The organism is Mycobacterium sp. DHQP2018-32-09, from assembly GCF_058148405.1.
The window spans coordinates 104,305-127,308 of record NZ_JBYVYK010000003.1 but is presented as its reverse complement, the minus strand read 5'-3'; the positions used below and the strand labels follow the sequence as shown (position 1 = coordinate 127,308).

Here is a 23,004-nt window from a genome sequence, read left to right as displayed (position 1 = left end):
TCAGTGCCGCTGCAGCGCGGCGTCCAGATCGCCGAGCAGGTCCTCGACGTCCTCGATGCCCACCGACAGGCGCACCAGGTCGTCGGGCACCTCGAGCTGGCTGCCCGCCGTCGAGGCGTGCGTCATGGCCCCGGGGTGCTCGATGAGCGACTCCACACCGCCCAGGGATTCGGCGAGGATGAAGATCTCGGTGCGCGCGCACAGCTGGTGAGCGGCTTCCCGGCCACCCTTCAGCCGCACCGACACCATTCCCCCGAAGCCCGACATCTGGCGTGCGGCGACGTCGTGATTGGGGTGGCCGGGCAGCCCCGGATAGAGCACCGACGTCACGTCGGGGTGCTCGGCCAGGAACTCGGCCACGCGGGCCGCGTTGGCACTGTGCCGCTGCATGCGCAGTGACAGCGTCTTGAGTCCGCGCATGGTGAGGTAGGCGTCGAAGGGACCCGGCACGGCGCCTGCCCCGTTCTGCAGGAAGCCGAACGCGGCGTCGAGTTCCTCGTCGTTGGTCACCAGCGCACCGCCGACGACGTCGGAGTGCCCACCGATGTACTTGGTGGTGGAGTGCAGCACGATGGTGGCGCCCAGCGCGAGCGGCTGCTGTAGCGCCGGCGAGGCGAACGTGTTGTCCACCAGCACCGTGATCCCCGACGCCGAGGCCAGCTCCACGATGCCTGCGATGTCCGCGATGGTCAGCAGCGGATTGGTGGGCGTCTCGACCCAGATGAGCTTGGTCTGGGGCGTGATGGCGGCGCGCACGGCGTCGAGGTCCGACAGCGCGGCGGGGGTGTGGGTGACGCCCCACTGGGTGAAGACCTTGTCGATGAGCCGGAACGTGCCGCCGTAGGCGTCGTCGGGGATCACGAGGTGATCGCCCGGGCGCAGCACGGCGCGGAGCGCACAGTCGGTGGCGGCCATGCCGGAACTGAAGGCGCGCCCGTAGTCGCCGCCCTCCACCACCGCGAGTTGCGCCTCGAGCGCGGCGCGCGTCGGGTTGCCGGTGCGCGCGTACTCGTAGCCGCCGCGCAGCCCGCCGACGCCGTCCTGCGCGAACGTCGAACTGGCGTAGATGGGGGCGTTCACCGCGCCGGTCGCCGGGTCCGGCCGGTAGCCCGCATGGATCGCCCTGGTGGCGGGCCCGTAGGCCCGGTAGTGGTCGGCTGCGCTGCGCCTCTCGCTCATGCTGGCAAGGGTAGTCCGGCGCCATCCCGGGGCGGGCGGGCACACCCGCACGTCGCGCCGAGCCGATGCGACTCGGGCCATCGGAGATGAAAGCCGTTGCAGACGAGCGCCGTTGGGAGAGTCGTCGTTGGGGACGAACGCCACCGGCCCCGCGGATGGCATCCGCGGGGCCGGTTCCCGTCGATCGTCAGGGCGTCAGCGGAGCCACCTGGCCGCCGGACAGCTTGCGGTAGGTGTACGCCAGGAACAGCGCGGCCACCGGCACGGCCACCAGCAGGCCGACACCGCACAGCAGGGCGCCGACGAAGATCATCACCAGCAGGATCAGATAGGTCAGCAGCGCGTTCACGAAGTTGTTCTTCGCCATCTCGAAGCTGCCCTTGATCGCGTCGATCGCCGACGCGCGCCGGTCGATGACGATCACGCTCGCGAACACCATGAAGATGCCGACGATGAAACTGCCGATGAAGCAGAACGAGCCGATGAACGACAGCACGCCGATGATCACGGTCGAGATCACCAGGTTGGTGACGTTGCGCGGCTTGAAGAACGAGCCGATGGTCACCTGCTGGCCGTCGGCGATGTCCAGGACGGCGCCGAGGTAGGCCGACTGGATCGCGGCCACGACGACCAGCAGCAGGAGGTACCCGATGAACAGCACCGCGAGGCCGGCGCCGCCGAAACCGGAGCTGTACGAGTAGGAGAACCCCGAGCCGTCGTCGTACGAGTCGTAGGTGCTCGTGCTGTCGGGCGACAGCGCCGTGGCGATGCCGAACACGATGCCGCCGAGGGCGCCGACGATCAGGGCGTACACCAACGTCGGGACGACGAGGGCCGCGGCGTTCTTGGTGAACTTGTTCCACGCCCAGCCGAAGGCGTCACCGACGCTGTAGGGCTGTTGGCCGAACCCTTGCGGCGCACCGTATCCGGGCGGCGGCGGCGCGTAGCCGCCGCTGGGCGGCGGGGGCGGCGGATAACCGCCTGCGGGCGGCGGTGGGTAGCCGCCTGCGGGCGGCGGCGGGAAGCCACCACCGGGGGGCGGGTAACCGCTGCCCGGGGCAGGCTGGGGCGCACCGTAACCCCCACCGGGGGCCGGAGGCGGCGGGTAGCCCGAACCGGGCGGCGGCGCACCGTAGCCCCCACCGGGAGGCTGCGGCGGCGGCGCACCGTAACCACCGCCGGGCTGCTGAGGCTCATTGCCCCCTCCCTGCGGGGGCGGCGGATAACCGCCCTGTGAAGGTGGTTGCGTCATGTCCGTCTCTCCTGATGGTTGTTGGGATGTACTTGCAGCGGTACGCAGACCGTGGTCATGATCTTGTCAGCAAGAGTCTGACGCTTCGCGTCCCATAGCGGGAACAGATAGCCGATGTAGCAGATGAGGCCGTCCACGACGTGGGCGAGCTGGCGCAGCACGGACGGGCCGAAACCGATGGGCCTGCCGGTGCGCTCCCCGACCACCTGGAATCCCGTGATCGACTTGCCGACGCTCGATCCGGTGGTGCCCTGCCGGTAGCCGTAGTTCCAGACCACGAACGCGAACGCCAGCGCCGCCATCGCGTACAACCCGACGTACCCGCTGGTGGTCGCCGTGCAGACCTGCGTGGTGTCGAGGTCGTCGCCGTAGCCGTCACCCACGTCGACGCACTCACGCGTGGCCGCGACGATCGCGTATCCGATACCGGTCAGCAGGGCCACCGGCAGGTAGTCGACGATCCAGGCCAGCACGCGGGTGAACCACGGGGTGTAGGCCTGCCGGGGCAGGCCGGCGGGCACGCCGTACCCATCGGGCGGGTAGGCCCCCGGCAGCGGTGCTTGCGTCATGGGCGCGCTCCTGTCGCGTTCTTCCATTTCGAGGCCTAGCGCGGGATCGCCACGGTCTTGACCAGCTTGTCCACCAGCGTCTGGCGGCGGTGGTCCCAGAGCGGAAACAGCACCGCTGCGAGCCAGAGGATCCCGAGGGCCCAGTAGGCGACGAGGTAGACCAGTTCCCGACCGAGCGAGGCCGCGAAACCTACCGGCTGCCAACTATTTTGGTTGACGACGCGAAATCCGAGCAGCGACTTTCCGACGCTGGAGCCCGTAACCCCCTGGCGACGACCGAAGTTCCAGGCGAAGAACACGACCGCGAGGAGGAGCGACACCGCCAGGCAGATCAGACCCGCCGTCGTGTTGCCGGTGCTGCAGACGTCGCCCATCGCGTAGGCGGAATCGTCTGCGACGCAGACGGTCTCCCGGGTGGCCACCAGCGCGATGAAGCCGGCCGTCGGGATCGCGTAGCACACCGCGTAGTCGATCAGCCATGCCACCACGCGACGCGACCACGGCGTGAACGCGTGTCGCGGCGGGTTCGCGACCACGGCACCGCCGCCCCGCCAGGCTCCCGGATGGGGTGCGGCGACGTCCTCGGAGGGCGGACCACTGCCCCACGACGGTGACGGCTGACCGGTCATCGACCCTTCCAGTGCTCCTCGCTGGACCAAGCGGTCGTAACCCTACCCGACGAGGCCGTGCTGGAAGTGGTGTGAAACCGAATCGTGTCACGGGCTGTCAAACGCCCTCCGCCGCGCTGAAGCGGTCCCGCGCCGGGGCTTTGGCGCCGCGCGCCCCGGCGTCAGCGCAGCGCGGCACCTTCGGACAGGAAGCCCAGCAGATCGTGGCGCGTCAGCACGCCCACGGGCTTGCCCTCCTCGACCACCATCACCGCGTCGCACTCGCGCAGCTTCTTGGCCGCAGCGCTCACCAGTTCCCCCGCTCCGATGAGCGGCAGCGGCGGGCCCATGTGGTCGGCGACGGCGTCGGCGAGCTTCGCGCGGCCTTCGAACACGGCCGAGAGCAGTTCGCGCTCGGACACGCTGCCTGCGACCTCGCCGGCCATCACCGGCGGCTCGGCCTTCACGACCGGCATCTGGGACACCCCGTACTCGCGCAGGATGCTCACGGCGTCGCGCACCGTCTCCGACGGATGGGTGTGCACCAAATCCGGTAGCGCACCGGACTTTCCGCGCAGCACGTCGCCCACGGAGTGCTGCACCCGGCTGCCGTCGAGACGGTCGCGCAGGAAGCCGTATGACGACATCCACGCGTCGTTGAAGATCTTCGACAGGTAACCGCGGCCGCCGTCGGGCAGCAGTACCACCACCACCGCGTCCGGCCCGGCACGTTCGGCGACGCGGATGGCGCCCACCGCGGCCATGCCGCACGAACCGCCGACCAGGAGCGCCTCTTCCCTGGCGAGACGACGCGTCATGTCGAAGGAGTCGGCATCGGAGACGGCGACGATCTCGTCGGGCACGCTCGGGTCGTACGCCGAGGGCCAGAAGTCCTCCCCGACACCCTCCACCAGGTAGGGCCGACCCGTGCCGCCGGAGTACACCGAGCCCTCGGGATCGACGCCGATGACCCGTACCGCGCCGCCGGAGACCTCCTTGAGGTAGCGCCCGGTGCCGGTGATGGTGCCCCCGGTGCCCACGCCCGCGACGAAGTGCGTGATCTTGCCGTCGGTGTCCGCCCAGATCTCCGGACCGGTGGTCTCGTAGTGACTCTCCGGCCCCATCGGGTTCGAATACTGGTCCGGCTTCCACGCGCTGTCGATCTCCGACACCAACCGGTTGGAGACGCTGTAGTAGCTGGCCGGATCGTCGGGCGCGACGGCCGTCGGGCACACCACGACCTCGGCGCCGTAGGCGCGCAACACGTTGCGCTTGTCCTCGCTCACCTTGTCGGGGCACACGAAGACGCACTTGTAGCCACGCTGCTGCGCCACCAGGGCCAGCCCCACGCCGGTGTTGCCGGACGTCGGTTCGACGATGGTGCCGCCGGGGCGCAGTTCCCCGCTGGCCTCCGCGGCGTCGATCATCTTGACCGCGATGCGGTCCTTCGAACTGCCGCCGGGGTTGAGGTACTCGATCTTGGCGGCGACGACGCCGGCACCTTCTGGCACAACGGAGTTCAGCCGTACCAGGGGCGTGTTGCCGATGAGTTCACTGACGTGGCGCGCGATCCGCATGAGTCCATCGTGTCAGGCCCGGCGACCGGTGGCGACAGGACCCACCACGAGCGGCCGTGGGCCCGCTACCAGGTGGCCTCGCGGATGTATTCGCCGATTTGCCGCAGCGAACGCGTCGCCTCCTTGACCATGGGGGCACCCAGCTGGAAGACGTGCATCTGACCAGGCCAGATGCGCACCTCGACCGGGACGCCCGCGGCAGCCAGCATGTGTGCCGCCTTGCGGGCGTCGCCCAGCAGTGCCTCCGAGCCCGACACGTGGATGAGCGTGCGCGGAAGCCCCGGCTCGATGTGGTCGAGGGGTTCGTACACGTCCTCGCCGTGCTTGGCGGCCGTCGCCTCGATGATCTCCACCAGCGCGTCGAAGGCCTTGGGCGGGAACATCGCGTCGGAGCGGAGGTTGGGGTGCTGGGCCCGATCGTCGTTGTCGATCTCGAACAGCGGTGACATGGTGACCACGGCCGCGGGCAGCTCGCCCTCGAGGTGCAGCCGCTCGGCGAGCGCGAGCGACAGGTAGCCGCCTGCCGAATCGCCCGCGAGCACGATCTGCTCGGGCTCATATCCCTTGTCGCGCAACCACGTGTAGGCATCGTGGCAGTCGTCGAGGGCCTGCCCTATGGAGTGCTTGGGGATCATCCGGTAGTTGGTCACCAGGACCGGGCTGTCGGCGAACTTCGACAGGGCCGTCACCAGCTGGCCGTGCGTGTTGGCGCCACACGTCAGGAACGCCCCGCCATGCATGTAGAGCACGACGCTGCGCTTGCCGTCGGCGGGCAGCACGCCCGCGGCGCGCACCAGTTGCGCCGTACAGTGCGGCAGCCCGATGGTGGCGCGCACGGTGCCCGGAGCCGGCCGCAGCGCGCGGGCGACGAAGTCGAGCGCACCCCAGGGCCAGGGCAGATGCGGCGCGAGGCTGCCGATCGCCAGCGTTGGCCGGATGGTGAGCATCGCCCCGAGAGCAAACACCCTGGCGGCCACGCTCGGACCGTCCTCGGTGATCTCGACGGGCGCTCCGTCGCTCACCGGGATTCGGCGCGTTTTACGTGCTTTAGCTGCGGAGATCCTCGGGCTGGTGATCCCGTGAACCTTGCTCGGTGCCGTCATCGCCACCACTTCCCACGCTGTCGTAGTGCCACGTGCCTGCTAATTCATTAGTCAGCCCAGACAATTTAGCTTGGCAGGTCACGTTCCGTTCAACAATCAGGGAAACCACTTTCGTACCGGACTCGTGACGCCAATGTGACCGCCATTCGGCAACCGCGGGGCTGTCCCGATCGGCGGGTCACCCTAGACTCGATGCCGTGGGCAGCGAACGTGCTCCTCGACTCCGGGCTACCGGTCTCCGGGTGCCCAAACCCCGCGCGCCGCGCAAGTCGACGCTCGCCGTCACCGTCGCGGCCGTGCTGGCCTCCATGGGATCGGCGTACTACGGGGCCCGTACGGTGCTCGTGGGCCAGGCCGACCAAGCCCGACAGATCATCCCCAAGTCGTGGGACGTGCCCCCGCGCGCCGACGGCGTGTACTGCCCCGGCGGCGGTCCCGTGGCCCCATGGCGACGCGGCGACCCGTTCGACCTGCACCTGATGGTGTTCGGCGACTCGACCGCGACCGGCTACGGCTGCGCGATCGCCGACGAGGTGCCCGGCGTCCTGCTGGCGCGCGGGCTGGCCGAACAGTCCGGCAAGCGGATCCGGCTGAGCACCAAGGCCATCGTGGGCGCCACGTCCAAGGGACTGTCCGGCCAGATCGACGCCATGTTCGTCGCGGGCCCGCCGCCCGACGCGGCCGTCATCATGATCGGCGCCAACGACATCACCAAGCCCAATGGGCTGCGCGCATCGGCGCAACGGCTGGGCGCCGGGGTGCGTCGCCTCAAGGCGGCAGGTGCCGAGGTGGTGGTGGGCACCTGCCCCGACTTCGGCGTCATCACCGCGATCCCGCAGCCGCTGCGGGCGTTCGCGCGCAACCGCGGTCTGCGGTTGGCGCGGGCCCAGGCCGCGGCGGTGCGCGCGGCCGGCGGGGTGCCCGTCCCGTTCTCGGATCTGCTGGCACCCGAGTTCTACAAGGCGCCCGACGTGCTGTTCTCCTCGGACATGTTCCATCCCTCGGCCGCCGGCTACGACCTGGCCGCCAAGCAGCTGCTACCCGCCTTGTGCAAGGCGTTGGGCGAGTGGAACTTCGACCCCGCCGACGACGAGGCCCTCGAGACGCGGTGGGCGCATGCGACGTCGTGGCTGTCGCGTCTGGGTGCGGTCAACCGGTTGTGGCGGCGCACCACGGGCGTACCCGCGCCCGTCGTCGCTCCGGTCACGGGTTAGGTTCAGGACGAGCCGTCGAGCCGGCGCGTCGGACGCCGGTCGCACCCCCGAGGAGGCCCCATGCCCGAAGCCGTCATCGTCGCCACCGCCCGCTCGCCGATCGGCCGCGCCGTCAAGGGATCGCTGGCGACCATGCGCCCGGACGACCTCGCCGCCCAGATGGTGCGCGCGGCGTTGGACAAGGTTCCCGCGCTGGATGCCCGCGACATCGACGACCTGATGATGGGCTGCGCCCAGCCTGCCGGCGAGGCGGGCTACAACATCGCGCGGGCCGTGGCCGTCGAACTCGGCTATGACTTCCTGCCCGGCACCACGGTGAACCGCTACTGCTCGTCGTCGCTGCAGACCACGCGCATGGCCTTCCATGCCATCAAGGCGGGCGAGGGTGACGTGTTCGTCTCCGCAGGCGTCGAGACGGTGTCGCGCTTCGGCGTCGGCGCTGCCGACGGGGCACCCAACTCGAAGAACCCGCTGTTCGACGAGGCGCAGGCGCGCACGGCCAAGCAGGCCGAGGGAGCCACCGAGTGGCACGATCCGCGCGGCGACGGTCTGGTTCCCGACGTCTACATCGCGATGGGCCAGACCGCCGAGAACGTCGCGCTCCACACCGGCATCAGCCGTGAGGATCAGGACCGGTGGGGCGTGCGGTCGCAGAACCGTGCTGAGGAAGCCATCAAGAGCGGCTTCTTCGAGCGCGAGATCGTGCCGGTGACGCTGCCCGACGGCACCGTCGTCTCGACCGACGACGGGCCCCGCGCGGGCACCACGTACGAGGCGGTGTCGCAGCTCAAGCCCGTGTTCCGCCCCAACGGGACGATCACCGCGGGCAACGCCTGCCCGCTCAACGACGGTGCCGCCGCCGTGGTCATCATGAGCGACACGAAGGCCAAGGAGCTGGGCCTGACCCCCCTGGCGCGCATCGTGTCGACCGGGGTCAGCGGCCTGTCTCCGGAGATCATGGGGCTGGGTCCCATCGAGGCCATCAAGAAGGCGTTGGCCAACGCGGGCAAGCAGATCGGCGACATCGACCTGGTCGAGATCAACGAGGCGTTCGCGGTGCAGGTGCTGGGGTCGGCGCGGGAGCTGGGCATCGACGAGGACCGACTCAACGTGTCGGGCGGCGCGATCGCACTGGGCCATCCGTTCGGCATGACGGGTGCGCGGATCACCGCGACGCTGCTGAACAACCTGGCGACGCACGACAAGACGTTCGGCATCGAGAGCATGTGCGTGGGTGGCGGACAGGGCATGGCGATGGTGGTGGAGCGCCTCTCCTAGGCGCTGCGCCGTCCCCGCCGAGTGGGATCTGGCGACGCCAAGCCGCCGAGACGCGTCGCCAGATTCCCACTCGGTCCGCGCCACCCGCCCCCGGAAAGGTGAAAGCCCGGCACGTAGTCGTGCCGGGCTCTCGGGTGACGACCGCTAGTCGTTGTTGAAGTACGACAGCAGGCGCAGGATTTCGAGGTACAGCCAGACCAGCGTCACGGTCAGGCCGAGGGCGATGCCCCAGGCGGCCTTCTCGGGAGCGCCTGCGCGGATCATCTGGTCGGCGGCGTCGAAGTCGATGAGGAAGCTGAACGCCGCGAGCGCGATGCAGACCAGCGAGAAGATGATCGCGATGCCGCCGCCGTCACGCAGGCCCAGGCCCGCACCGCCGCCGACGCCGAACATGCCGAGCAGCAGGTTGACCAGGGCGAGGCCCAGGACGCCGAACATGCCTGCGACCAGCATGCGGGTGAACTTGGGGGTGACGCGGATGGCGCCCGTCTTGTAGACCACCAGCATGCCGAAGAACACGCCGACGGTGCCGACGATGGCCTGCAGGATCATGCCGACGCCACCGACCGAGGCGATGTTGGCGATGATGAACGAGACCGAGCCGAGGAACACACCCTCCAGCGCGGCGTAGCTCAGCACGATCGCCGGGTTGTCCTGCTTGCGGCCGAACGTGGCGATGAGCACCAGGACCAGGCCGCCGAGCCCGCCGACCAGGGCGAACGGCGCGGCCAGCCCCAGGTTGGACGACACCATCAGGTAGGACAGCACGCCCATCACGACCACGACGGCGAGCGACATGCCCGTCTTCGTGACGACGTCGTCGATGGTGAGCGGGCGGGACACGCCACGCTGCTGCTGGGTGGGGTACTGCGCCGCGTACGGGTCGGCGTGTACCGCCTGGGTTCCGTAGCCGCCTGCTGCGGTACCGAACTGCGCGTAACCGCCCTGCTGCCCCTGGGGCAGCGAGCGGAATACCGGGTTGCTGCTCTCGCGCACCGTCGGATCCTCTCCTGTGCTTGGGTTTCGTCTGCTGACGAATACTCCCGAATACTCCCTCAACGTTCAGCCTCGCAGACATGGTTCCCGCCGTCGACCACACCTGGGTGAAAACTGTGAAGTCTCTCAGCGAAGACGACCCCGTGGCCGGGTCGGCGGCGGCACGCTCTAGATTGCAGGACGTGACGGAATACGAGGACGTCCTAGTAACTGTCGACGGCGGGGTCGGTCGCCTGACGCTGAACCGCCCGAAGGCCATCAACGCGCTCACCCATGGCATGGTCGCCATGATCGCCGAGACCCTGGTCGCCTGGGCTCGTGACGACGACGTCCACACCGTGCTGCTGACCGGCGCCGGCGAGCGCGGCCTGTGCGCCGGTGGCGACATCGTCGCGATCTACCACGACGCCCGCGGCGGTGGCACGGACACGCGCGCCTTCTGGCACGACGAATACCTGCTGAACGCCGCGATCGCCGAGTACGCCAAGCCGTACGTCGCAGTCATGGACGGCATCGTCATGGGCGGCGGGGTCGGCGTCAGCGCGCACGGCAGCGTCCGCGTCGTCACCGACACCACCAAGATGGGCATGCCCGAGGTGGGTATCGGCTTCGTCCCCGACGTCGGCGGCACCCACCTGCTGGCCCGCGCACCGCACCGGCTGGGCCTGTACGCGGCGTTGACGGGGGCACCGTTCACCGGGGCCGACGCCATCGCCATGGGGTTCGCCGACCACTTCGTGCCGCACGCCGCGCTGGCGGCGTTCACCGCTGCCGTGGTCTCCGACGGGGTCACCGCCGCCGTCGCGGCGCACGCGGCGGCACCGCCGGAGAGCCCGCTGCTCGCCCAGCGCGACTGGATCGAGGCGTGCTTCGCCGAGGAGACCGTGGCCGAGATACTGGCCGCCCTGCGCCGCCACGACGCCGGCGGGGCGGCCGCCGACCTGATCGAGTCGCGCTCCCCCATCGCGCTCGCGGTGACGCTGCGCGCGGTCCGGCAGGCCGCCGACCTGAGCCTGAAAGAGGTGCTGCGCCAAGAGTTTCGCACGTCGTGCGCGGCGCTGCGGTCCCACGACCTGGTGGAGGGCATCCGGGCCCAGGTCATCGACAAGGATCGCAACCCGTCGTGGTCGCCGGCCACGCTTACGCTGTGCACCGACGCAGACGTCGACGCCTACTTCGCGCCGGCCGACCCCGACCTCACCTTCGAGTAAGGAGCATCGATGTCCGAGAGCAGCTACGAGACCATCCTCGTCACGCGGGCCGACCGGGTCGCGACCATCACGCTGAACCGGCCCAAGGCACTGAATGCGCTCAACAGCCAGGTGATGGCCGAGGTGACCGCGGCCGCAACCGAACTCGACGCCGACGCAGGCATCGGTGCGATCATCCTGACCGGTAGCGCCAAGGCCTTCGCCGCGGGCGCCGACATCAAGGAGATGGCGGACCTGTCGTTCGCCGAGGTGTTCGGCACCGACTTCTTCGAGCCGTGGTCGTCCTTCGCCGCCACGCGGACGCCGACCATCGCCGCGGTGGCCGGGTACGCGTTGGGCGGCGGCTGCGAGCTGGCGATGATGTGTGACGTGCTGATCGCCGCGGACACCGCGAAGTTCGGCCAGCCCGAGATCAAGCTGGGCGTGCTGCCGGGCATGGGCGGCAGTCAGCGACTGACCCGCGCCATCGGCAAGGCCAAGGCGATGGACCTCATTCTGACGGGGCGCACGATGGACGCCGAGGAGGCCGAACGGGCGGGCCTGGTGGCCCGTGTGGTGCCTGCCGACTCCCTGCTCGACGAGGCGAACGCCGTTGCGGCGACCATTGCCGGCATGTCGTTGTCGGCGGCGCGGATGGCCAAGGAGGCCGTCAACCGCGCCTACGAGAGCACGCTGGCCGAAGGCCTGCTCTACGAGCGCCGACTGTTCCACTCGGCGTTCGCGACCGAGGACCAGAAGGAGGGCATGGCAGCCTTCGTCGAGAAGCGCACGCCGGAGTTCAAGCACCGTTAATCTTCGTCCGTGACAGACACGGATATCGAGGCCGCCGAGACCGCCGCGCCCTCGACCGGCCCGACCACGTCCCGGCCCGACTGGTGGGTGCGGCACTACACGTTCTTCGGGACGGCCACCGGGCTGGTCTTCATCTGGCTGTCGCTGACTCCGTCCCTGCTGCCCCGCGGGCCGCTGTTCCAGGGCCTGGTCAGCGGGTCGGCCGGCGCCATCGGCTATGGCCTCGGCGTGTTCGGCGTGTGGCTGGTGCGGTTCATGCGGTCCCGGGAGACGTCCCCGCCGCCGCCGCGGCGCGCGTGGGTGGTGCTGGTGGTGGTGGCGGTCGTCGGCCAGGTGCTGGCGATCGTGTGGTTCCACCACTGGCAGGACGACGTCCGCGATCTGATGGGCGTTCCGCGGCTGGCCTTCTGGGACCACCCGCTGACGGCCGTGCTGTCGATCGTCTTCCTGTTCCTGTTCGTCGAACTCGGGCAGCTGGTGGGCAGGCTGGTCCGGTTCCTGGTGCGGCAACTCAATCGTTTTGCCCCGCCGCGGGTTTCAGCCGTCGTCGTCGTGGTGGCACTGCTGGCGCTGACCATCGCGCTGCTCAACGGCGTGGTGGCCCGGTTCGCGATGAGCACCATCAACTCCACGTTCGAGGCCGCGAACGACGAGACCGATCCCGACAACCCGGCGCCGACGTCGCCGTTGCGGTCCGGGGGCCCGGAATCGTTGGTCAGCTGGGAGTCGCTGGGGCATCAGGGCCGCGTGTTCATCAACGGGGGCCCCACCGTGGCACAGCTGACGGAGTTCAACGGAACCCCTGCCGTGCAACCGATCCGGGCGTACGCCGGGCTGAACTCCGCCGACGGCATCAAGGCGACGGCGGCGCTGGCCGCACGCGAACTGGTGCGCACCGGCGGCCTGCAACGCAAGGTGATCGCGGTGGCGACCACCACCGGTACCGGGTGGATCAACGAGGCCGAGGCGGGTGCCCTGGAGTACATGTACAACGGCGACACCGCGATCGTCTCGATGCAGTACTCGTTCCTGCCGAGTTGGCTGTCGTTCCTGGTGGACAAGGAGAATGCGCGCCAGGCCGGTCAGGCACTGTTCGAGGCCGTCGACGCGCTGGTCCGCGAACTGCCCGAGAACCAGCGCCCCAAGCTGGTGGTGTTCGGCGAAAGCCTGGGCTCGTTCGGCGGAGAGGCCCCCTTCCTCGCACTGAACAACCTGGTGGCGCGCACCGACGGCGCGCTGTTCTCGGGCCCGACGTTCAACAACACCATCTGGACCGGCCTGACGGCCAACCGCGACGCGGGTTCCCCGGAGTGGTTGCCGATCTACGACAAGGGTGAGAACGTCCGGTTCGTGGCCATCCCGGAGAACCTGGCTCGGCCCGATCAGCCGTGGGGTCAGCCGCGCGTGGTCTACCTGCAGCATGCGTCGGACCCCATTGCGTGGTGGACGCCGGATCTGCTGTTCTCCGAACCGGATTGGCTGCGCGAGCCGCGCGGCTACGACGTGCTGCCTGCCATGGAGTGGATCCCGGTCGTGACGTTCCTCCAGGTCTCGGCGGACATGGCCGTGGCCGTCGACGTGCCCGACGGGCATGGGCACGTGTACGTGCGCAACGTCGCCAACGCGTGGGCGGCCGTGCTGTCGCCGCCGGGCTGGACGCCCGAGAAGACCGAGCGGCTACGCCCGCTGCTGGCCCAGGGCTACACCAGCTGATCGAGCACGCCGGCGGCCTTGAGCGCCTGATAGCCACCGGCGACGTCGGTCGAGCGCCGCAACCCGAGATCATGCAGCGCGGCGGCGGCCAGGCTCGACGTGTAGCCCTCCGAGCACAGGATCAGCCACTCGACGTCGTCACCGGTGGCCTCGGGGATGCGAGCGTCGTTGGTGGGGTCGCAGCGCCACTCCAGATAGTTGCGTTCGATCACCAGGGCCCGTCCCACCTCACCCTCTTCGGCGCGCAGCGCGGCGGGCCGGATGTCGACGAGGATCGCGCCGCGGTCGAGGGCCGCCGGGACGTCGGCGGCGTCGACCCGGGTCAGCTTCGCCCGCGCCGCCGCCAGCAACTCGTCGACGCGTGACATGTCAGTCTCCCTCGGGTTCGTTCGTCAGCTCGGTGCGGCTGCGGCGCAGGGTATTGCGCTCGGTGACCTCGTAGTACGACATCGCGGTCAACGGCGGTGAATAGGCGTGCACCGACAGCGTAGGCCCGGTCCGTGGCCCCGCAGCGGCCGTACCCGAGGTCGTCGTCACGCGCTCGGGCGCCCACACCACGTCGTGCACCCAGCCGAGCGGGAACCCGGCCTGGTCCCCGGCCTCGAGCCGGCGATCCCGCAACGCGCGCGAATCCCACCGGCTTTCGACGAGCGCGCCCGAGACGACGGTGAGCGCGCCGAGGGATCCGCAGTGATCGTGCAGTTCGGTGGACCTCTCCGGCACCCAGCTGATCAGCCAGACGTCGAGTTCGTCATCACCGTGCAGCCGGGTGAACCAGCGCTCGTCGGCGGGGACGCCGCCTGCGGGCAGCAGGTGGTCGTAGTGGCCCGACAGCACGGCGTCGGCGGCATGGTCGGTGGCGTGCAGCAGGTCGGGCACGCGCAGCCGGGTGGGTGCGATCCCGGACGGTGCGGCCGGGGACGTGAACAGGGTTGGTGCGGACACGAGACATGACTCCCGATGGGTGTGCGGACGGGTCAGGGGGCGGGCGTCACGCCCGACAACACTCCTGACAGGTGGTCCACTCCAACACGTGGCCGAGTGTTGCATAGATTGGCGGCATGCACACGTTGCCGGTGCTCGCCGCGGTGGCTGCCGTCGCCGTCGTCGCGGGCTGTTCGTCGGGACCCACCGAGTCGGCCACGTCACCGACGTCGGGGGCTGGGTCGGGGGCTGGGTCGGGATCGACGGGCACGCCTGCGCCGTCGACCGCCCCCTCGACCACCGAGACGCACTCCGCCCCACCGGGCGCGGTGGGGGTGTCGCCGGCTGGGGTCACGACCGCCGTCGGCGCGCCCGCGACGTCCACCGAGGAGGAATATGCGCAGGCCTGCAGCGCGGCCAAGGAGTGGATGACCGGGCGCGGGGGTGATCCCAAGGCACAGTTCGAGCCGTATCTGGCCGACGTGCAGCGCTCGAACTCCGCGGGTCCCGGCACCTTCGGCACCGCCTGGGGGCAGCTGCCTCCGGACCGTCAGGCGGCCGTGATCGTCGCGGCCGAGGCGGCGGCCGACGGCCTCTGCTGACCACTTCGGATCACGGCAAGCGAAAGTCGCGGACCCCGATGGCCGAGGACTACCCGCTCGACGCGCGACAGCAGCGCGCGTGGCTGAACTACATGCGGGTGTATCACCGACTCGAGTACGAGATGAATCGTCACCTGCAGACCGAGTGCGGGTTGTCGCTGGCGGACTACACGGTGCTCAACGCCTTGTCGGCGGCGCCGGAGCAGCGGATGCAGCTCGGCGCGCTGGCGACGATGATCGGCTGGGAACGCAGCCGGTTGTCACACCACCTGATGCGCATGACGCGGCGCGGCCTGGTCGTGCGCGCCGCGTCGGCGTCCGACGGGCGCGGTACCGACGCGGTGCTCGCGACGGCGGGCCGCGACCTGCTGGTGGCTTCGGCGCCGGTGCACGCCGCGTGGGTGCGGCGGGCGTTCTTCTCGGACCTGCCCGCCGACGGCGTGGATGCCCTCGCCGACGCCCTGGCCCTGGTGTACGAGGGCCTGCTGCGCGAGGGCACCCTGCCGCGGCCCGAGCGTTAGACCTGGTTCATGCCGCCGTCGACGAAGATCTCCGAGCCGGTCATGAAGCTGCTGGCATCGGAGGCCAGGAACACCACGGCCGCGGCGATCTCGTCCGGGTCGCCCAGCCGGCGGAGGGGCACCGAGGCCGCCAGACCGTCGAGGAGGTCTTGGCGCTCTTGGCCTTCCGGTGCCAGCTCGCCCAGTCCGGGCGTCTCGATGGGGCCGGGGACCACGGTGTTGACCCGTACTCCGCGATCGGCCAGTTCCGCGGCCCACGTGCGGCCCAGCGACCGGATGGCGGCCTTGGACGCGGCGTAGGCCCCGAAGGCGGGCGTACCCGTCGTGGCGGCCGTGGAGCCGGCCAGCACGATCGACGCGCCGGAGTTCAGCAGCGGCAGCGTCTTCTGCACGGTGAACACGGTGCCGCCGACGTTGCGGTTCAACGTGTCGGCGAGGTGCTCGGGCGTCTCCTGCTCGAGCGTCGCGAACTCGCCGCCTCCGGCGTTGGCGAACACGACGTCGAGACCGCGGCCGTGCCGGCGGATGGCGTCGGCGAGGCGGTCCAGGTCGGCGAGGTTGGCGCTGTCGCCCTGGACGCCGGTGACGCCGGCACCGAGGGTGGCGAGCGCCTCGTCGAGGCGCGCCTGGTTGCGGCCGGTGATGAACACCGTCGCGCCTTCGGCGGCCAGTCGTCGTGCCGTCGCCAGGCCGATGCCCGACGTTCCGCCGGTCACCAGGGCGGTCTTGCCTTCCAGCTGTGTCATCGGAGTCTCCTCTTCTCGGTGTCGTCGACGCCCTGGCGGGCGTCTCGTCGTCCTCAACTACGTGACACGTCACCCTATTCCGTGACGTGTCACGCAGCCACCGGGCCCTGCCAGCTCTGGCAAACCGCCGACGCGAACCGGCTGCCGAGGGGTCCGCGGTGCCCGGCGGCCGGACGAGGCGACGACGCCGAACGATTAGACCGCCTAGATGTAGTGGCGTGCATCACAAATGGCGTTATGCTGTGTCCCGCATCACCAACCGGGGAGAGGGTTCGCCATGATCGGCTCACACGACGACGGTCTCAAGCCAGCCAAGACCGCGCTGCCCCCGGCGGCCGGCGGGTCCATCCACGGCACGCGCGTCCTGCTGGGGGTGTTGCTGCTCCTCATCGCGATCGCCGCCATCACCGGCGTCGTGGTCGCCCTCACCAGCGGCCAACCGACCGTCGCATTCGTCATCGGCCTGGTGGCCGTCGCCTTCTTCAGCCGCGTCGGCTGCTGACCCCTACCGGCGCCCCGGCGGACTGACGCCGGGCACAATCACGGCCATGCGCGTGGCATTGGCCCTCGGCAGCGGTGGCGCTCGCGGTTACGCCCACATCGGCGTGATCAACGAGTTGCACGATCGCGGGCACGAGATCGTCGGCATCTCGGGATCGTCGATGGGCGCCCTGGTGGGCGGCCTGCAGGCCGCGGGCAAGCTCGACGAGTACGCGACGTGGGCGAGTGCACTGACCCAGCGCGCCGTGCTACGGCTGCTGGACCCCTCGTTGACGGCGGCGGGCGTGCTGCGCGCCGAGAAGATCCTCGACGCGGTCCGCGAGATCCTCGGCGACGTGCTGATCGAGGACCTGCCCATCCCCTACACGTCGGTGAGCACGGACCTGATCTCGGGCAAGTCGGTGTGGTTGCAGCGCGGCCCCGTCGACGCGGCGATCCGCGCCTCGATCGCCATTCCCGGGGTCATCACCCCGCACGAACTCGACGGCAGGCTGCTGGCCGACGGCGGCATCCTCGATCCGTTGCCCATGGCGCCGATCGCGGCCGTGCACGCCGACGTCACCATCGCGGTGAGCCTCAACGGCGAAGACCCGCTGCACCGCCCCGCCGACCAGGTGACACCGCCGGGCGGCGAACCGCAGCTGCTGAGCCGCATGTGGCGCAGCACCACCGCGCTGTTGGACACCGCCGCGGCGCGCTCGCTGCTCGACACGCCGCGCTCGGTGCTCAGCAGGTTCAGCACGTCGGCAGGCGAGGAGCTGCCGCCCGCCGGGCCCGATGCCGCCTCCGCCGCCGTGCCCGATGCCGTCTCCGCCGCCGTGACCGATGCCGTCTCCGCCGCCGTGACCGACGTGGTCTCGGCCGATCCGCTTCCGGTGCCGCGGCTCGGGGGGTTCGAGGTGCTCAACCGGACCATCGACATCGCTCAGGCCGCACTGATGCGCCACACCCTGGCGGCGCACCCGCCGGACCTGTTGATCGAGGTCCCCCGCACCGCATGCCGCAGCCTGGAGTTCTACCGCGCCACCGAGGTCATCGAGATCGGCCAGGAACTCGCCGCCGTGGCGCTGGACACGTTCCTCGACGTCTGACCGGCCGGCTAATCGAGGAACGCGGCGACGTCCGCGGCGACGCGGCGGCCCTGCTCCCGGCCCGCCCACGCCGACGGCACCCGGCACGCCGGGTTCAGCGGGTTCGCGCCGAAGGCGGCCAGCGCCGCGTCGTCGGCGAACACCCCATGCGCGCGCCCCGCGAACGCGGCGATCTCCCCTGCCGCACCGGGCCCGAACGGTGACGGGGCGTCGCGCGCCGACGGCACCAGGGCGACCACCTCGTCGCACTCGGCGACGGCGGCCAGGTTCACCGTGCTGCCGACGCCGCCGTCCATGTAGCGCCGCCCGCCGATGGTGACCAGCGGCCACGCCCCCGGCACCGCGCAGCTGGCGGCCACGGCGTCGACGAGCGCCACGGGCCCTCGGGGACCGACCGGACCGTCGAACACCACCAATTCACCGGTGTCGACGTCGATGGCCGTCACCCGCAGCGTCCGGTCGGGCCAGTCGTGCGAGGGCAGGCGCGCCGCGATGACGGCGCGGCGCACCGGCTCCGGGACCGTCTGGGTGGCCGCGGCGACGGCGCCGATGCGGCGCAGCTTCGCGCGGTCGTCACCGGGTTCGGTGACGGCGGTCAGGAACGACGCGGTGATGTCGTCGAGGTCGACGCCCGGGTCGATCTCGGGCGACGTGTCGGCCACCTGCCGTTCGAACAGCGACTCCAGCGCCGCGCCGCCGGCGAGTTGCGCGGCGACCGCCGAGCCCGCCGACGTTCCCAGCAGGACGTCGGACGCCAGCAGGGCGGCGGCCGTCTCGGGAGTCGCGTCGGCGATGCCGCAGAGCACGCCGGTCTCCCAGGCGATTCCGGCGATTCCGCCGCCGGCGAGCACCAGTGCGCGCGTGGTCATGACACCCGAGTGTGCCAAAGTGCCCGGCGCATTGCTCCGACGGCCGAGGCTGGGCATGATGGCCGGGGCGGCCCGGCACCGAGGCCGGCAGGCAGGGACGGAGCGACATGGCGGACACGATGCGGGCGCAGCGGTTCTACGCCGACACCAAAAGGGTTGTCGTGGAGGATGTTCCGATCCCCGAGCCCGGGCCGGGCGAGGTGCTGGTCAAGGTGGCCTTCTGCGGCATCTGCCATTCCGACCTGAGCCTGATCAACGGCACGTTCCCCGGGCAGCTGCCCGTGGTCACCCAGGGACACGAGGCGTCGGGCACCATCGCCGCGCTGGGTCCCGGCGTCACGGGGTGGGCCGAAGGCGATCGGGTCGTCGTGGCCGCGGGCAAGCCGTGTCTGGAATGCGCGAACTGTCGCCGCGGTGACCTGTCGAACTGTCTGCGCATCAAACTCATGGCGTTCGCGTACGACGGCGCGTGGGCGCAGTACACGGTGGCGCAGGCATTCGGCCTGACCCCGGTGCCGGACAACGTACCGCTGGAACAGGCCGCCATCCTCGCCGACGCGGTCTCGACTCCCTTCGGCGCGGTGGTGCGGACCGGCGACGTCGGCATCGGCGAGTCGGTGGGCGTGTGGGGTGTCGGCGGCATCGGCACCCACGTCGTGCAGTTGGCGCGTCTGGTGGGGGCGGCCCCGATCGTCGCCGTCGACGTCAAGCCTGCCGTCCTCGAGCGCGCGCTGGCGCTTGGCGCCGATTACGCGTTCGACGCCTCCGATCCGGCACTGGCGGCCAAGATCTCCGAGGCCACCGGCGGCCGCAACCTGGACGTCGCGTTCGACGCCGTGGGGCTGAAGTCGACGTTCGAGCAGGCGTTGGATGCACTCACCGTCGGGGGTCGGCTGGTGGGTGTCGGGATGAGCGCCGACGCCCCCACCATCGGCCCAACGTCGATGTTCAACCTCTTCAAGCGTCAGGTCCGCGGCCACCTCGGTTACCAGAACGCCGACATCGGGACGCTGGCCGGCCTGGTGTCGCGCGGGCGGCTGGACCTGTCCCGTTCGATCAGCGACGTGGTGCCCCTGGAGGACGTGGCGCGCGGCATCGAGAAGCTCGAACGTGCCGAGGGCGATCCGATCCGAATCCTGGTGCAGCCCTGAGAGCTACGTCAGCGCAGGTGGGTCGCCGCCTTGCCGCTGACGAGCGGGAGGTCCAGGTAGGTGGCGATGCCCGGCGGCGCCGCGCACACCGCGGGCACGGAGTTCACGCAGTGTGCGGCCGTGGCGACGATGCCGTTGTTGCTCTCCAGGCCGGCCTCGACGCTCTCGGGCTGGAAGCCCTTGACCACCACCGTGAAGTCGGGGTTGCCCCTGGCCTGCATCTCATAGCGCTCCCCGTCCGGGCCGAACGACCAAGGGGGGTCCAGGTTCTCCTGGCCCATCAGCCAGTTGACGGTCACGCGCACCACCACGTCGTCGCCGACGAGCGCCTCCCAGTGAAACCGTCGCCCGGCCACCTGCCCGGGTGCGATGGCGCCCATCGGGGAGTCGATGGGGGCGGTGGCCACCGCGACCTCCTGCGTGGCGCGGATCCGCGCCGCCGCAGCGAACCCCATGCGGTCGACGATCATCTTCACCGACTGGATGAAGCCGCCGTCGAGGAGCTTCTGCATGGGCCCGGACATCGCCTTCTCCGGGGTGTCGCCGAAGCCCATCACGTGGCGCAACACGTCGGGGGCGTCGTAGGTGCGCAGATCCGAGAACTCCTCGGCACGCACGAAGGTCACGCCCGTGGACATGGCCGACATCATCAGCGGGAACTTGTCGCTGATGCCGCCGGGGGCAATCCCGGTGCCGTGCAACGTCGCCGAGCCTTCGAGCGCGGCGGCGCGTAGGGGCGCGGCTTCCTTCTCGCCGGGGTAGAACCAGCCGACGGGGGTGATCACGTTCTTGCCCGACCGCAGCAGTGCGGCCACCTCGTCGGGATTGGGCAGCAGCGGTGAGTAGATCACCGCGTCGGCATCGAGGGCCAGGACGTCCTCGACGCTATTAGTGGCGAGGACCCCGAGGGGGCCGGTACCGACGAGGTCACCGACGTCCCTGCCGCTCTTGGCTTCCGAGTGCACCCAGCAACCGGCGAGCTCGAGGTCCGGATGGTCCAGGATGCCCTTGATGGCGGCGACGCCCACGCCGCCGGTCGCCCACTGCACCACGCGCAACGCCATCGGCACCCCTCCCACACACCCACCATGACTAGAACACGTTCTACCCACATGTACACCACGCGGCGTCCCGAGGTGCCCGATCTCCGCGATGCGCCGACGTCGGTTGCAGCCGGGCGCCGGAGACTGCCGCTGAGCTGTGGTTCTGCTGTCGACGTCCCGGGCCGCCACTAGGGTGCTACCAGGCACTGATCTTGGCGGGGGTGCCGACCATCGTGATGTTCGAGGAGACGGCACCATGAGCGAGCCGACGTCGCGGGAGGGCACCCAGTTCGGGCCCTACCGCCTGCTGCGACTCATCGGCAAGGGCGGCATGGGAGAGGTCTACGAGGCCCAGGACACCGTCAAGGACCGCGTGGTCGCCCTGAAGCTGCTCCCCGAGGGAGTCTCCCACGACCCGGTGTTCCGCAAGCGCCTGCAGCGCGAGGCCCACTCGGCGGGTCGGCTACAGGAACCGCACGTCGTGCCGATCCACGACTACGGCGAGATCGACGGCACCCTGTTCGTCGACATGCGGATGATCGACGGTTCCGATCTGCGCAAGCTGCTCAAGGACTTCGGCCCCATGACGCCCGCGCGAGCGGTCGCGATCGTGCGGCAGGTCGCCGCCGCGCTGGACGCCGCCCACGAGAGCGGCATCATGCACCGCGACGTCAAACCGGAGAACATCCTTCTCACCCGCGACGACTTCGCCTACCCTCGTCGACTTCGGCATCGCCAACGCCGCCAGCGACGAGAAGCTCACCGAACTGGGAACCGCCGTCGGTACCTACGCCTACATGGCACCCGAACGGTTCACCAACGACGAGGTGACCTACCGGGCGGACGTCTATGCACTGGCGTGCGTGCTCTACGAATGCCTGGCGGGCGCACAGCCTTTCGCCGGTGACAGCGTGAGCATGATCATCACCGCGCACCTGATGAACCCGGTTCCCCGACCCAGCGTCCAACGGCCGGGCATCCCCGCCGCCTTCGACGACGTGATCGCGCGGGGCATGGCCAAGAATCCCGCCGATCGCTTCGCCTCGGCGGGTGACCTGGCGATGACCGCCACCGAGGCGCTCACCGCCCGCGATCAGGATCAGGCCGAGACCATCCTGGCGCGCGGCCAGGCGGCCACCATGCAGGCCCCGCTGCCAGACCCGGCACCGGCACCCGCGTTCGGCGCCACCCCGCCGCCGTACCCCCCGCCGTACCCGGGCACGCCGACCCCCGCCGCGACCCCCTACCCACCACCCCCGCCTCCCCCCGGCGCCTATTACGGGCAGCCCTACGGCTACCCGGCCACCGCGGGTGGCCCGGGTGGCCCGGGCGGCCCGGGCGGCCCGCCGGGATGGGGCCCCCCGCCGGGGCCGAACTCACCGGGGTCGAATCCGTCGGGCGGCAAGAAGGGTCCGTGGCTTGCCCTGGCCGCCGTGGCCGCCGTCGTGCTGGCGGTCATCGCCGCCGTCGGCATCTTCCTGGTGGTCAGGGGCGACGATTCGGCGTCGAAGCCGGGCACGCCCACGGCGGCCACGTCCTCGAAGTCCACCAGCGCGCGCACCTCGACGTCGCGGACCCGCACGGCGACCACCCAGCCGAACGACCCGGGATCGTATGCGGCGACGCTGCTGTCGCTGATCCCGCCCGGCTACCCGACCAGCGCGTGTGAGGTGGCGACGCCGCCTGCCCCCGGTTCGCTGGCCACGGTCGACTGCGGCGCGTCGACGCAGCCGGGCGGGCCGAAGGCGGCGCGGTACTCGCTGTTCGCCGACCTCGACCAGCTCAACCTGCACTTCACCGAATCGCTCAAGGAGAACGAGGAACTCTTCGACTGCCCGGGCGCCAACATGCCGTCGCCCGCGGAGTGGAACTACCAGCGGGAACCGAACGTCGTCGCCGGACAGGTGGCGTGCGGCACCTATCAGGGCAATGCCGACGTGATGTGGACGCAGAACAGCGATCTGCTGCTGGCCGACGTGCAGGGCCCGGACATGGCCGAGCTGCACGACTGGTGGCTCAACTACAGCTGACGCAGGGGTCGCCCGGTATATGTTGCTGCCACGA

General features: G+C 70.4%; 22 protein-coding genes and 1 pseudogene. 11 read left to right on the top strand and 12 right to left on the bottom strand.

Going from position 1 to position 23,004, the window contains the following annotated elements; all coding sequences use genetic code 11:
- The 6 genes from AC30CM_RS03105 to AC30CM_RS03080 all read right to left on the bottom strand — a co-directional run bounded on the left by AC30CM_RS03105 (nucleotide 1) and on the right by AC30CM_RS03080 (nucleotide 6,288).
- Nucleotides 1–1,179, bottom strand: coding sequence for a cystathionine gamma-synthase (locus tag AC30CM_RS03105; protein WP_490115351.1), 1,179 nt, complete (start codon nucleotides 1,177–1,179; stop codon nucleotides 1–3).
- A 187-nt stretch (nucleotides 1,180–1,366) separates the two neighbouring features.
- Nucleotides 1,367–2,431, bottom strand: coding sequence for a DUF2189 domain-containing protein (locus tag AC30CM_RS03100; RefSeq protein WP_490115350.1), 1,065 nt, complete (start codon nucleotides 2,429–2,431; stop codon nucleotides 1,367–1,369).
- Nucleotides 2,428–3,000 (bottom strand): RDD family protein, encoded by a 573-nt coding sequence (locus tag AC30CM_RS03095; RefSeq protein ID WP_490115349.1) that lies wholly within the window; start codon nucleotides 2,998–3,000, stop codon nucleotides 2,428–2,430. The genes AC30CM_RS03100 and AC30CM_RS03095 overlap by 4 nt, the downstream gene beginning before the upstream one ends.
- Nucleotides 3,001–3,035: 35 nt before the next feature.
- Entirely contained in the window at nucleotides 3,036–3,629 is a 594-nt protein-coding gene (locus AC30CM_RS03090; RefSeq protein WP_490115348.1) for an RDD family protein, read from the bottom strand.
- Nucleotides 3,630–3,790: 161 nt separating this feature from the next.
- Nucleotides 3,791–5,185 carry a cystathionine beta-synthase gene (locus AC30CM_RS03085; RefSeq protein ID WP_490115347.1) on the bottom strand — a complete coding sequence of 465 codons (1,395 nt, stop codon included), beginning with the start codon at nucleotides 5,183–5,185 and terminating at the stop codon, nucleotides 3,791–3,793.
- A 65-nt stretch (nucleotides 5,186–5,250) separates the two neighbouring features.
- Nucleotides 5,251–6,288, bottom strand: coding sequence for an alpha/beta hydrolase (locus tag AC30CM_RS03080; RefSeq protein ID WP_490115346.1), 1,038 nt, complete (start codon nucleotides 6,286–6,288; stop codon nucleotides 5,251–5,253).
- A 308-nt stretch (nucleotides 6,289–6,596) separates the two neighbouring features.
- Between AC30CM_RS03080 and AC30CM_RS03075 the strand changes: the two genes are divergently transcribed.
- Both AC30CM_RS03075 and AC30CM_RS03070 read left to right on the top strand, forming a co-directional pair.
- Nucleotides 6,597–7,502 carry an SGNH/GDSL hydrolase family protein gene (locus AC30CM_RS03075; RefSeq protein WP_490115384.1) on the top strand — a complete coding sequence of 302 codons (906 nt, stop codon included), beginning with the start codon at nucleotides 6,597–6,599 and terminating at the stop codon, nucleotides 7,500–7,502.
- 60 nt (nucleotides 7,503–7,562) lie between these two features.
- The gene (locus AC30CM_RS03070) at nucleotides 7,563–8,780 is read left to right on the top strand and encodes an acetyl-CoA C-acetyltransferase (protein ID WP_490115345.1); all 1,218 of its coding nucleotides are present in this window, start codon (nucleotides 7,563–7,565) and stop codon (nucleotides 8,778–8,780) included.
- Between the two features lie 144 nt (nucleotides 8,781–8,924).
- On the opposite strand, the gene AC30CM_RS03065 is transcribed toward AC30CM_RS03070, so the two are convergent.
- Nucleotides 8,925–9,776, bottom strand: coding sequence for a Bax inhibitor-1/YccA family protein (locus AC30CM_RS03065; protein WP_490115344.1), 852 nt, complete (start codon nucleotides 9,774–9,776; stop codon nucleotides 8,925–8,927).
- A gap of 182 nt (nucleotides 9,777–9,958) precedes the next feature.
- On the opposite strand from AC30CM_RS03065, the gene AC30CM_RS03060 reads away from it, so the two are divergent.
- The 3 genes from AC30CM_RS03060 to AC30CM_RS03050 are packed head-to-tail and all read left to right on the top strand — an operon-like array spanning nucleotide 9,959 to nucleotide 13,492.
- Nucleotides 9,959–10,987, top strand: coding sequence for an enoyl-CoA hydratase/isomerase family protein (locus tag AC30CM_RS03060; RefSeq protein WP_490115343.1), 1,029 nt, complete (start codon nucleotides 9,959–9,961; stop codon nucleotides 10,985–10,987).
- Nucleotides 10,988–10,996: 9 nt separating this feature from the next.
- Entirely contained in the window at nucleotides 10,997–11,779 is a 783-nt protein-coding gene (locus AC30CM_RS03055; protein ID WP_490115342.1) for an enoyl-CoA hydratase, read from the top strand.
- A 9-nt stretch (nucleotides 11,780–11,788) separates the two neighbouring features.
- Nucleotides 11,789–13,492 carry an alpha/beta hydrolase gene (locus AC30CM_RS03050; RefSeq protein ID WP_490115341.1) on the top strand — a complete coding sequence of 568 codons (1,704 nt, stop codon included), beginning with the start codon at nucleotides 11,789–11,791 and terminating at the stop codon, nucleotides 13,490–13,492.
- Here the strand turns inward: AC30CM_RS03050 and AC30CM_RS03045 are convergent.
- Together AC30CM_RS03045 and AC30CM_RS03040 are read right to left on the bottom strand one after the other, a co-directional pair.
- Nucleotides 13,480–13,860, bottom strand: a complete 381-nt coding sequence (locus AC30CM_RS03045; RefSeq protein ID WP_490115340.1) for a rhodanese-like domain-containing protein — start codon at nucleotides 13,858–13,860, stop codon at nucleotides 13,480–13,482. The two genes, AC30CM_RS03050 and AC30CM_RS03045, sit on opposite strands and share 13 nt — an antisense overlap.
- Before the next feature lies 1 nt (nucleotide 13,861).
- Entirely contained in the window at nucleotides 13,862–14,437 is a 576-nt protein-coding gene (locus AC30CM_RS03040) for a cupin domain-containing protein (RefSeq protein ID WP_490115339.1), read from the bottom strand.
- A 116-nt stretch (nucleotides 14,438–14,553) separates the two neighbouring features.
- On the opposite strand from AC30CM_RS03040, the gene lpqV reads away from it, so the two are divergent.
- Entirely contained in the window at nucleotides 14,554–15,018 is a 465-nt protein-coding gene (gene lpqV, locus AC30CM_RS03035; protein ID WP_490115338.1) for a lipoprotein LpqV, read from the top strand.
- A gap of 38 nt (nucleotides 15,019–15,056) precedes the next feature.
- Nucleotides 15,057–15,539: a MarR family winged helix-turn-helix transcriptional regulator gene (locus tag AC30CM_RS03030; protein WP_490115337.1), complete on the top strand. Its 483-nt coding sequence runs from the start codon at nucleotides 15,057–15,059 to the stop codon at nucleotides 15,537–15,539.
- On the opposite strand, the gene AC30CM_RS03025 is transcribed toward AC30CM_RS03030, so the two are convergent.
- Complete coding sequence (locus AC30CM_RS03025) at nucleotides 15,536–16,285, bottom strand: SDR family oxidoreductase (protein WP_490115336.1); 750 nt, start codon at nucleotides 16,283–16,285, stop codon at nucleotides 15,536–15,538. The two genes, AC30CM_RS03030 and AC30CM_RS03025, sit on opposite strands and share 4 nt — an antisense overlap.
- 277 nt (nucleotides 16,286–16,562) lie before the next feature.
- Here AC30CM_RS03025 and AC30CM_RS03020 point away from each other — a divergent pair, with 277 nt between their 5' ends.
- On the top strand, nucleotides 16,563–16,787 hold the full coding sequence (locus AC30CM_RS03020; protein WP_490115335.1) for a hypothetical protein: 225 nt from the start codon (nucleotides 16,563–16,565) through the stop codon (nucleotides 16,785–16,787).
- A gap of 46 nt (nucleotides 16,788–16,833) precedes the next feature.
- Nucleotides 16,834–17,877, top strand: a complete 1,044-nt coding sequence (locus tag AC30CM_RS03015) for a patatin-like phospholipase family protein (RefSeq protein ID WP_490115334.1) — start codon at nucleotides 16,834–16,836, stop codon at nucleotides 17,875–17,877.
- A gap of 8 nt (nucleotides 17,878–17,885) precedes the next feature.
- Here the strand turns inward: AC30CM_RS03015 and AC30CM_RS03010 are convergent, their stop codons facing one another.
- Nucleotides 17,886–18,746, bottom strand: a complete 861-nt coding sequence (locus AC30CM_RS03010; RefSeq protein WP_490115333.1) for a patatin-like phospholipase family protein — start codon at nucleotides 18,744–18,746, stop codon at nucleotides 17,886–17,888.
- A gap of 107 nt (nucleotides 18,747–18,853) precedes the next feature.
- On the opposite strand from AC30CM_RS03010, the gene AC30CM_RS03005 reads away from it, so the two are divergent.
- Complete coding sequence (locus AC30CM_RS03005; protein WP_490115332.1) at nucleotides 18,854–19,897, top strand: zinc-binding dehydrogenase; 1,044 nt, start codon at nucleotides 18,854–18,856, stop codon at nucleotides 19,895–19,897.
- Between the two features lie 8 nt (nucleotides 19,898–19,905).
- On the opposite strand, the gene AC30CM_RS03000 is transcribed toward AC30CM_RS03005, so the two are convergent.
- The gene (locus AC30CM_RS03000) at nucleotides 19,906–20,961 is read right to left on the bottom strand and encodes an NAD(P)H-dependent amine dehydrogenase family protein (protein ID WP_490115331.1); all 1,056 of its coding nucleotides are present in this window, start codon (nucleotides 20,959–20,961) and stop codon (nucleotides 19,906–19,908) included.
- Nucleotides 20,962–21,196: 235 nt separating this feature from the next.
- Here AC30CM_RS03000 and AC30CM_RS02995 point away from each other — a divergent pair.
- Nucleotides 21,197–22,970: pseudogene (locus AC30CM_RS02995) on the top strand (serine/threonine-protein kinase).
- Nucleotides 22,971–23,004 lie beyond the last annotated feature (34 nt).

Excerpts from the sequence above, each read along its gene's own strand:
- AC30CM_RS03105 (WP_490115351.1), bottom strand. The coding sequence starts at position 1,179 with ATGAGCGAGAGGCGCAGCGCAGCCGACCACTACCGGGCCTACGGGCCC.
- AC30CM_RS03100 (WP_490115350.1), bottom strand. The coding sequence starts at position 2,431 with ATGACGCAACCACCTTCACAGGGCGGTTATCCGCCGCCCCCGCAGGGA.
- AC30CM_RS03095 (WP_490115349.1), bottom strand. The coding sequence starts at position 3,000 with ATGACGCAAGCACCGCTGCCGGGGGCCTACCCGCCCGATGGGTACGGC.
- AC30CM_RS03090 (WP_490115348.1), bottom strand. The coding sequence starts at position 3,629 with ATGACCGGTCAGCCGTCACCGTCGTGGGGCAGTGGTCCGCCCTCCGAG.
- AC30CM_RS03085 (WP_490115347.1), bottom strand. The coding sequence starts at position 5,185 with ATGCGGATCGCGCGCCACGTCAGTGAACTCATCGGCAACACGCCCCTG.
- AC30CM_RS03080 (WP_490115346.1), bottom strand. The coding sequence starts at position 6,288 with ATGACGGCACCGAGCAAGGTTCACGGGATCACCAGCCCGAGGATCTCC.
- AC30CM_RS03075 (WP_490115384.1), top strand. The coding sequence starts at position 6,597 with ATGGGATCGGCGTACTACGGGGCCCGTACGGTGCTCGTGGGCCAGGCC.
- AC30CM_RS03070 (WP_490115345.1), top strand. The coding sequence starts at position 7,563 with ATGCCCGAAGCCGTCATCGTCGCCACCGCCCGCTCGCCGATCGGCCGC.
- AC30CM_RS03055 (WP_490115342.1), top strand. The coding sequence starts at position 10,997 with ATGTCCGAGAGCAGCTACGAGACCATCCTCGTCACGCGGGCCGACCGG.
- AC30CM_RS03045 (WP_490115340.1), bottom strand. The coding sequence starts at position 13,860 with ATGTCACGCGTCGACGAGTTGCTGGCGGCGGCGCGGGCGAAGCTGACC.
- lpqV (WP_490115338.1), top strand. The coding sequence starts at position 14,554 with ATGCACACGTTGCCGGTGCTCGCCGCGGTGGCTGCCGTCGCCGTCGTC.
- AC30CM_RS03030 (WP_490115337.1), top strand. The coding sequence starts at position 15,057 with ATGGCCGAGGACTACCCGCTCGACGCGCGACAGCAGCGCGCGTGGCTG.
- AC30CM_RS03025 (WP_490115336.1), bottom strand. The coding sequence starts at position 16,285 with ATGACACAGCTGGAAGGCAAGACCGCCCTGGTGACCGGCGGAACGTCG.
- AC30CM_RS03020 (WP_490115335.1), top strand. The coding sequence starts at position 16,563 with ATGATCGGCTCACACGACGACGGTCTCAAGCCAGCCAAGACCGCGCTG.
- AC30CM_RS03015 (WP_490115334.1), top strand. The coding sequence starts at position 16,834 with ATGCGCGTGGCATTGGCCCTCGGCAGCGGTGGCGCTCGCGGTTACGCC.
- AC30CM_RS03010 (WP_490115333.1), bottom strand. The coding sequence starts at position 18,746 with ATGACCACGCGCGCACTGGTGCTCGCCGGCGGCGGAATCGCCGGAATC.
- AC30CM_RS03005 (WP_490115332.1), top strand. The coding sequence starts at position 18,854 with ATGGCGGACACGATGCGGGCGCAGCGGTTCTACGCCGACACCAAAAGG.
- AC30CM_RS03000 (WP_490115331.1), bottom strand. The coding sequence starts at position 20,961 with ATGGCGTTGCGCGTGGTGCAGTGGGCGACCGGCGGCGTGGGCGTCGCC.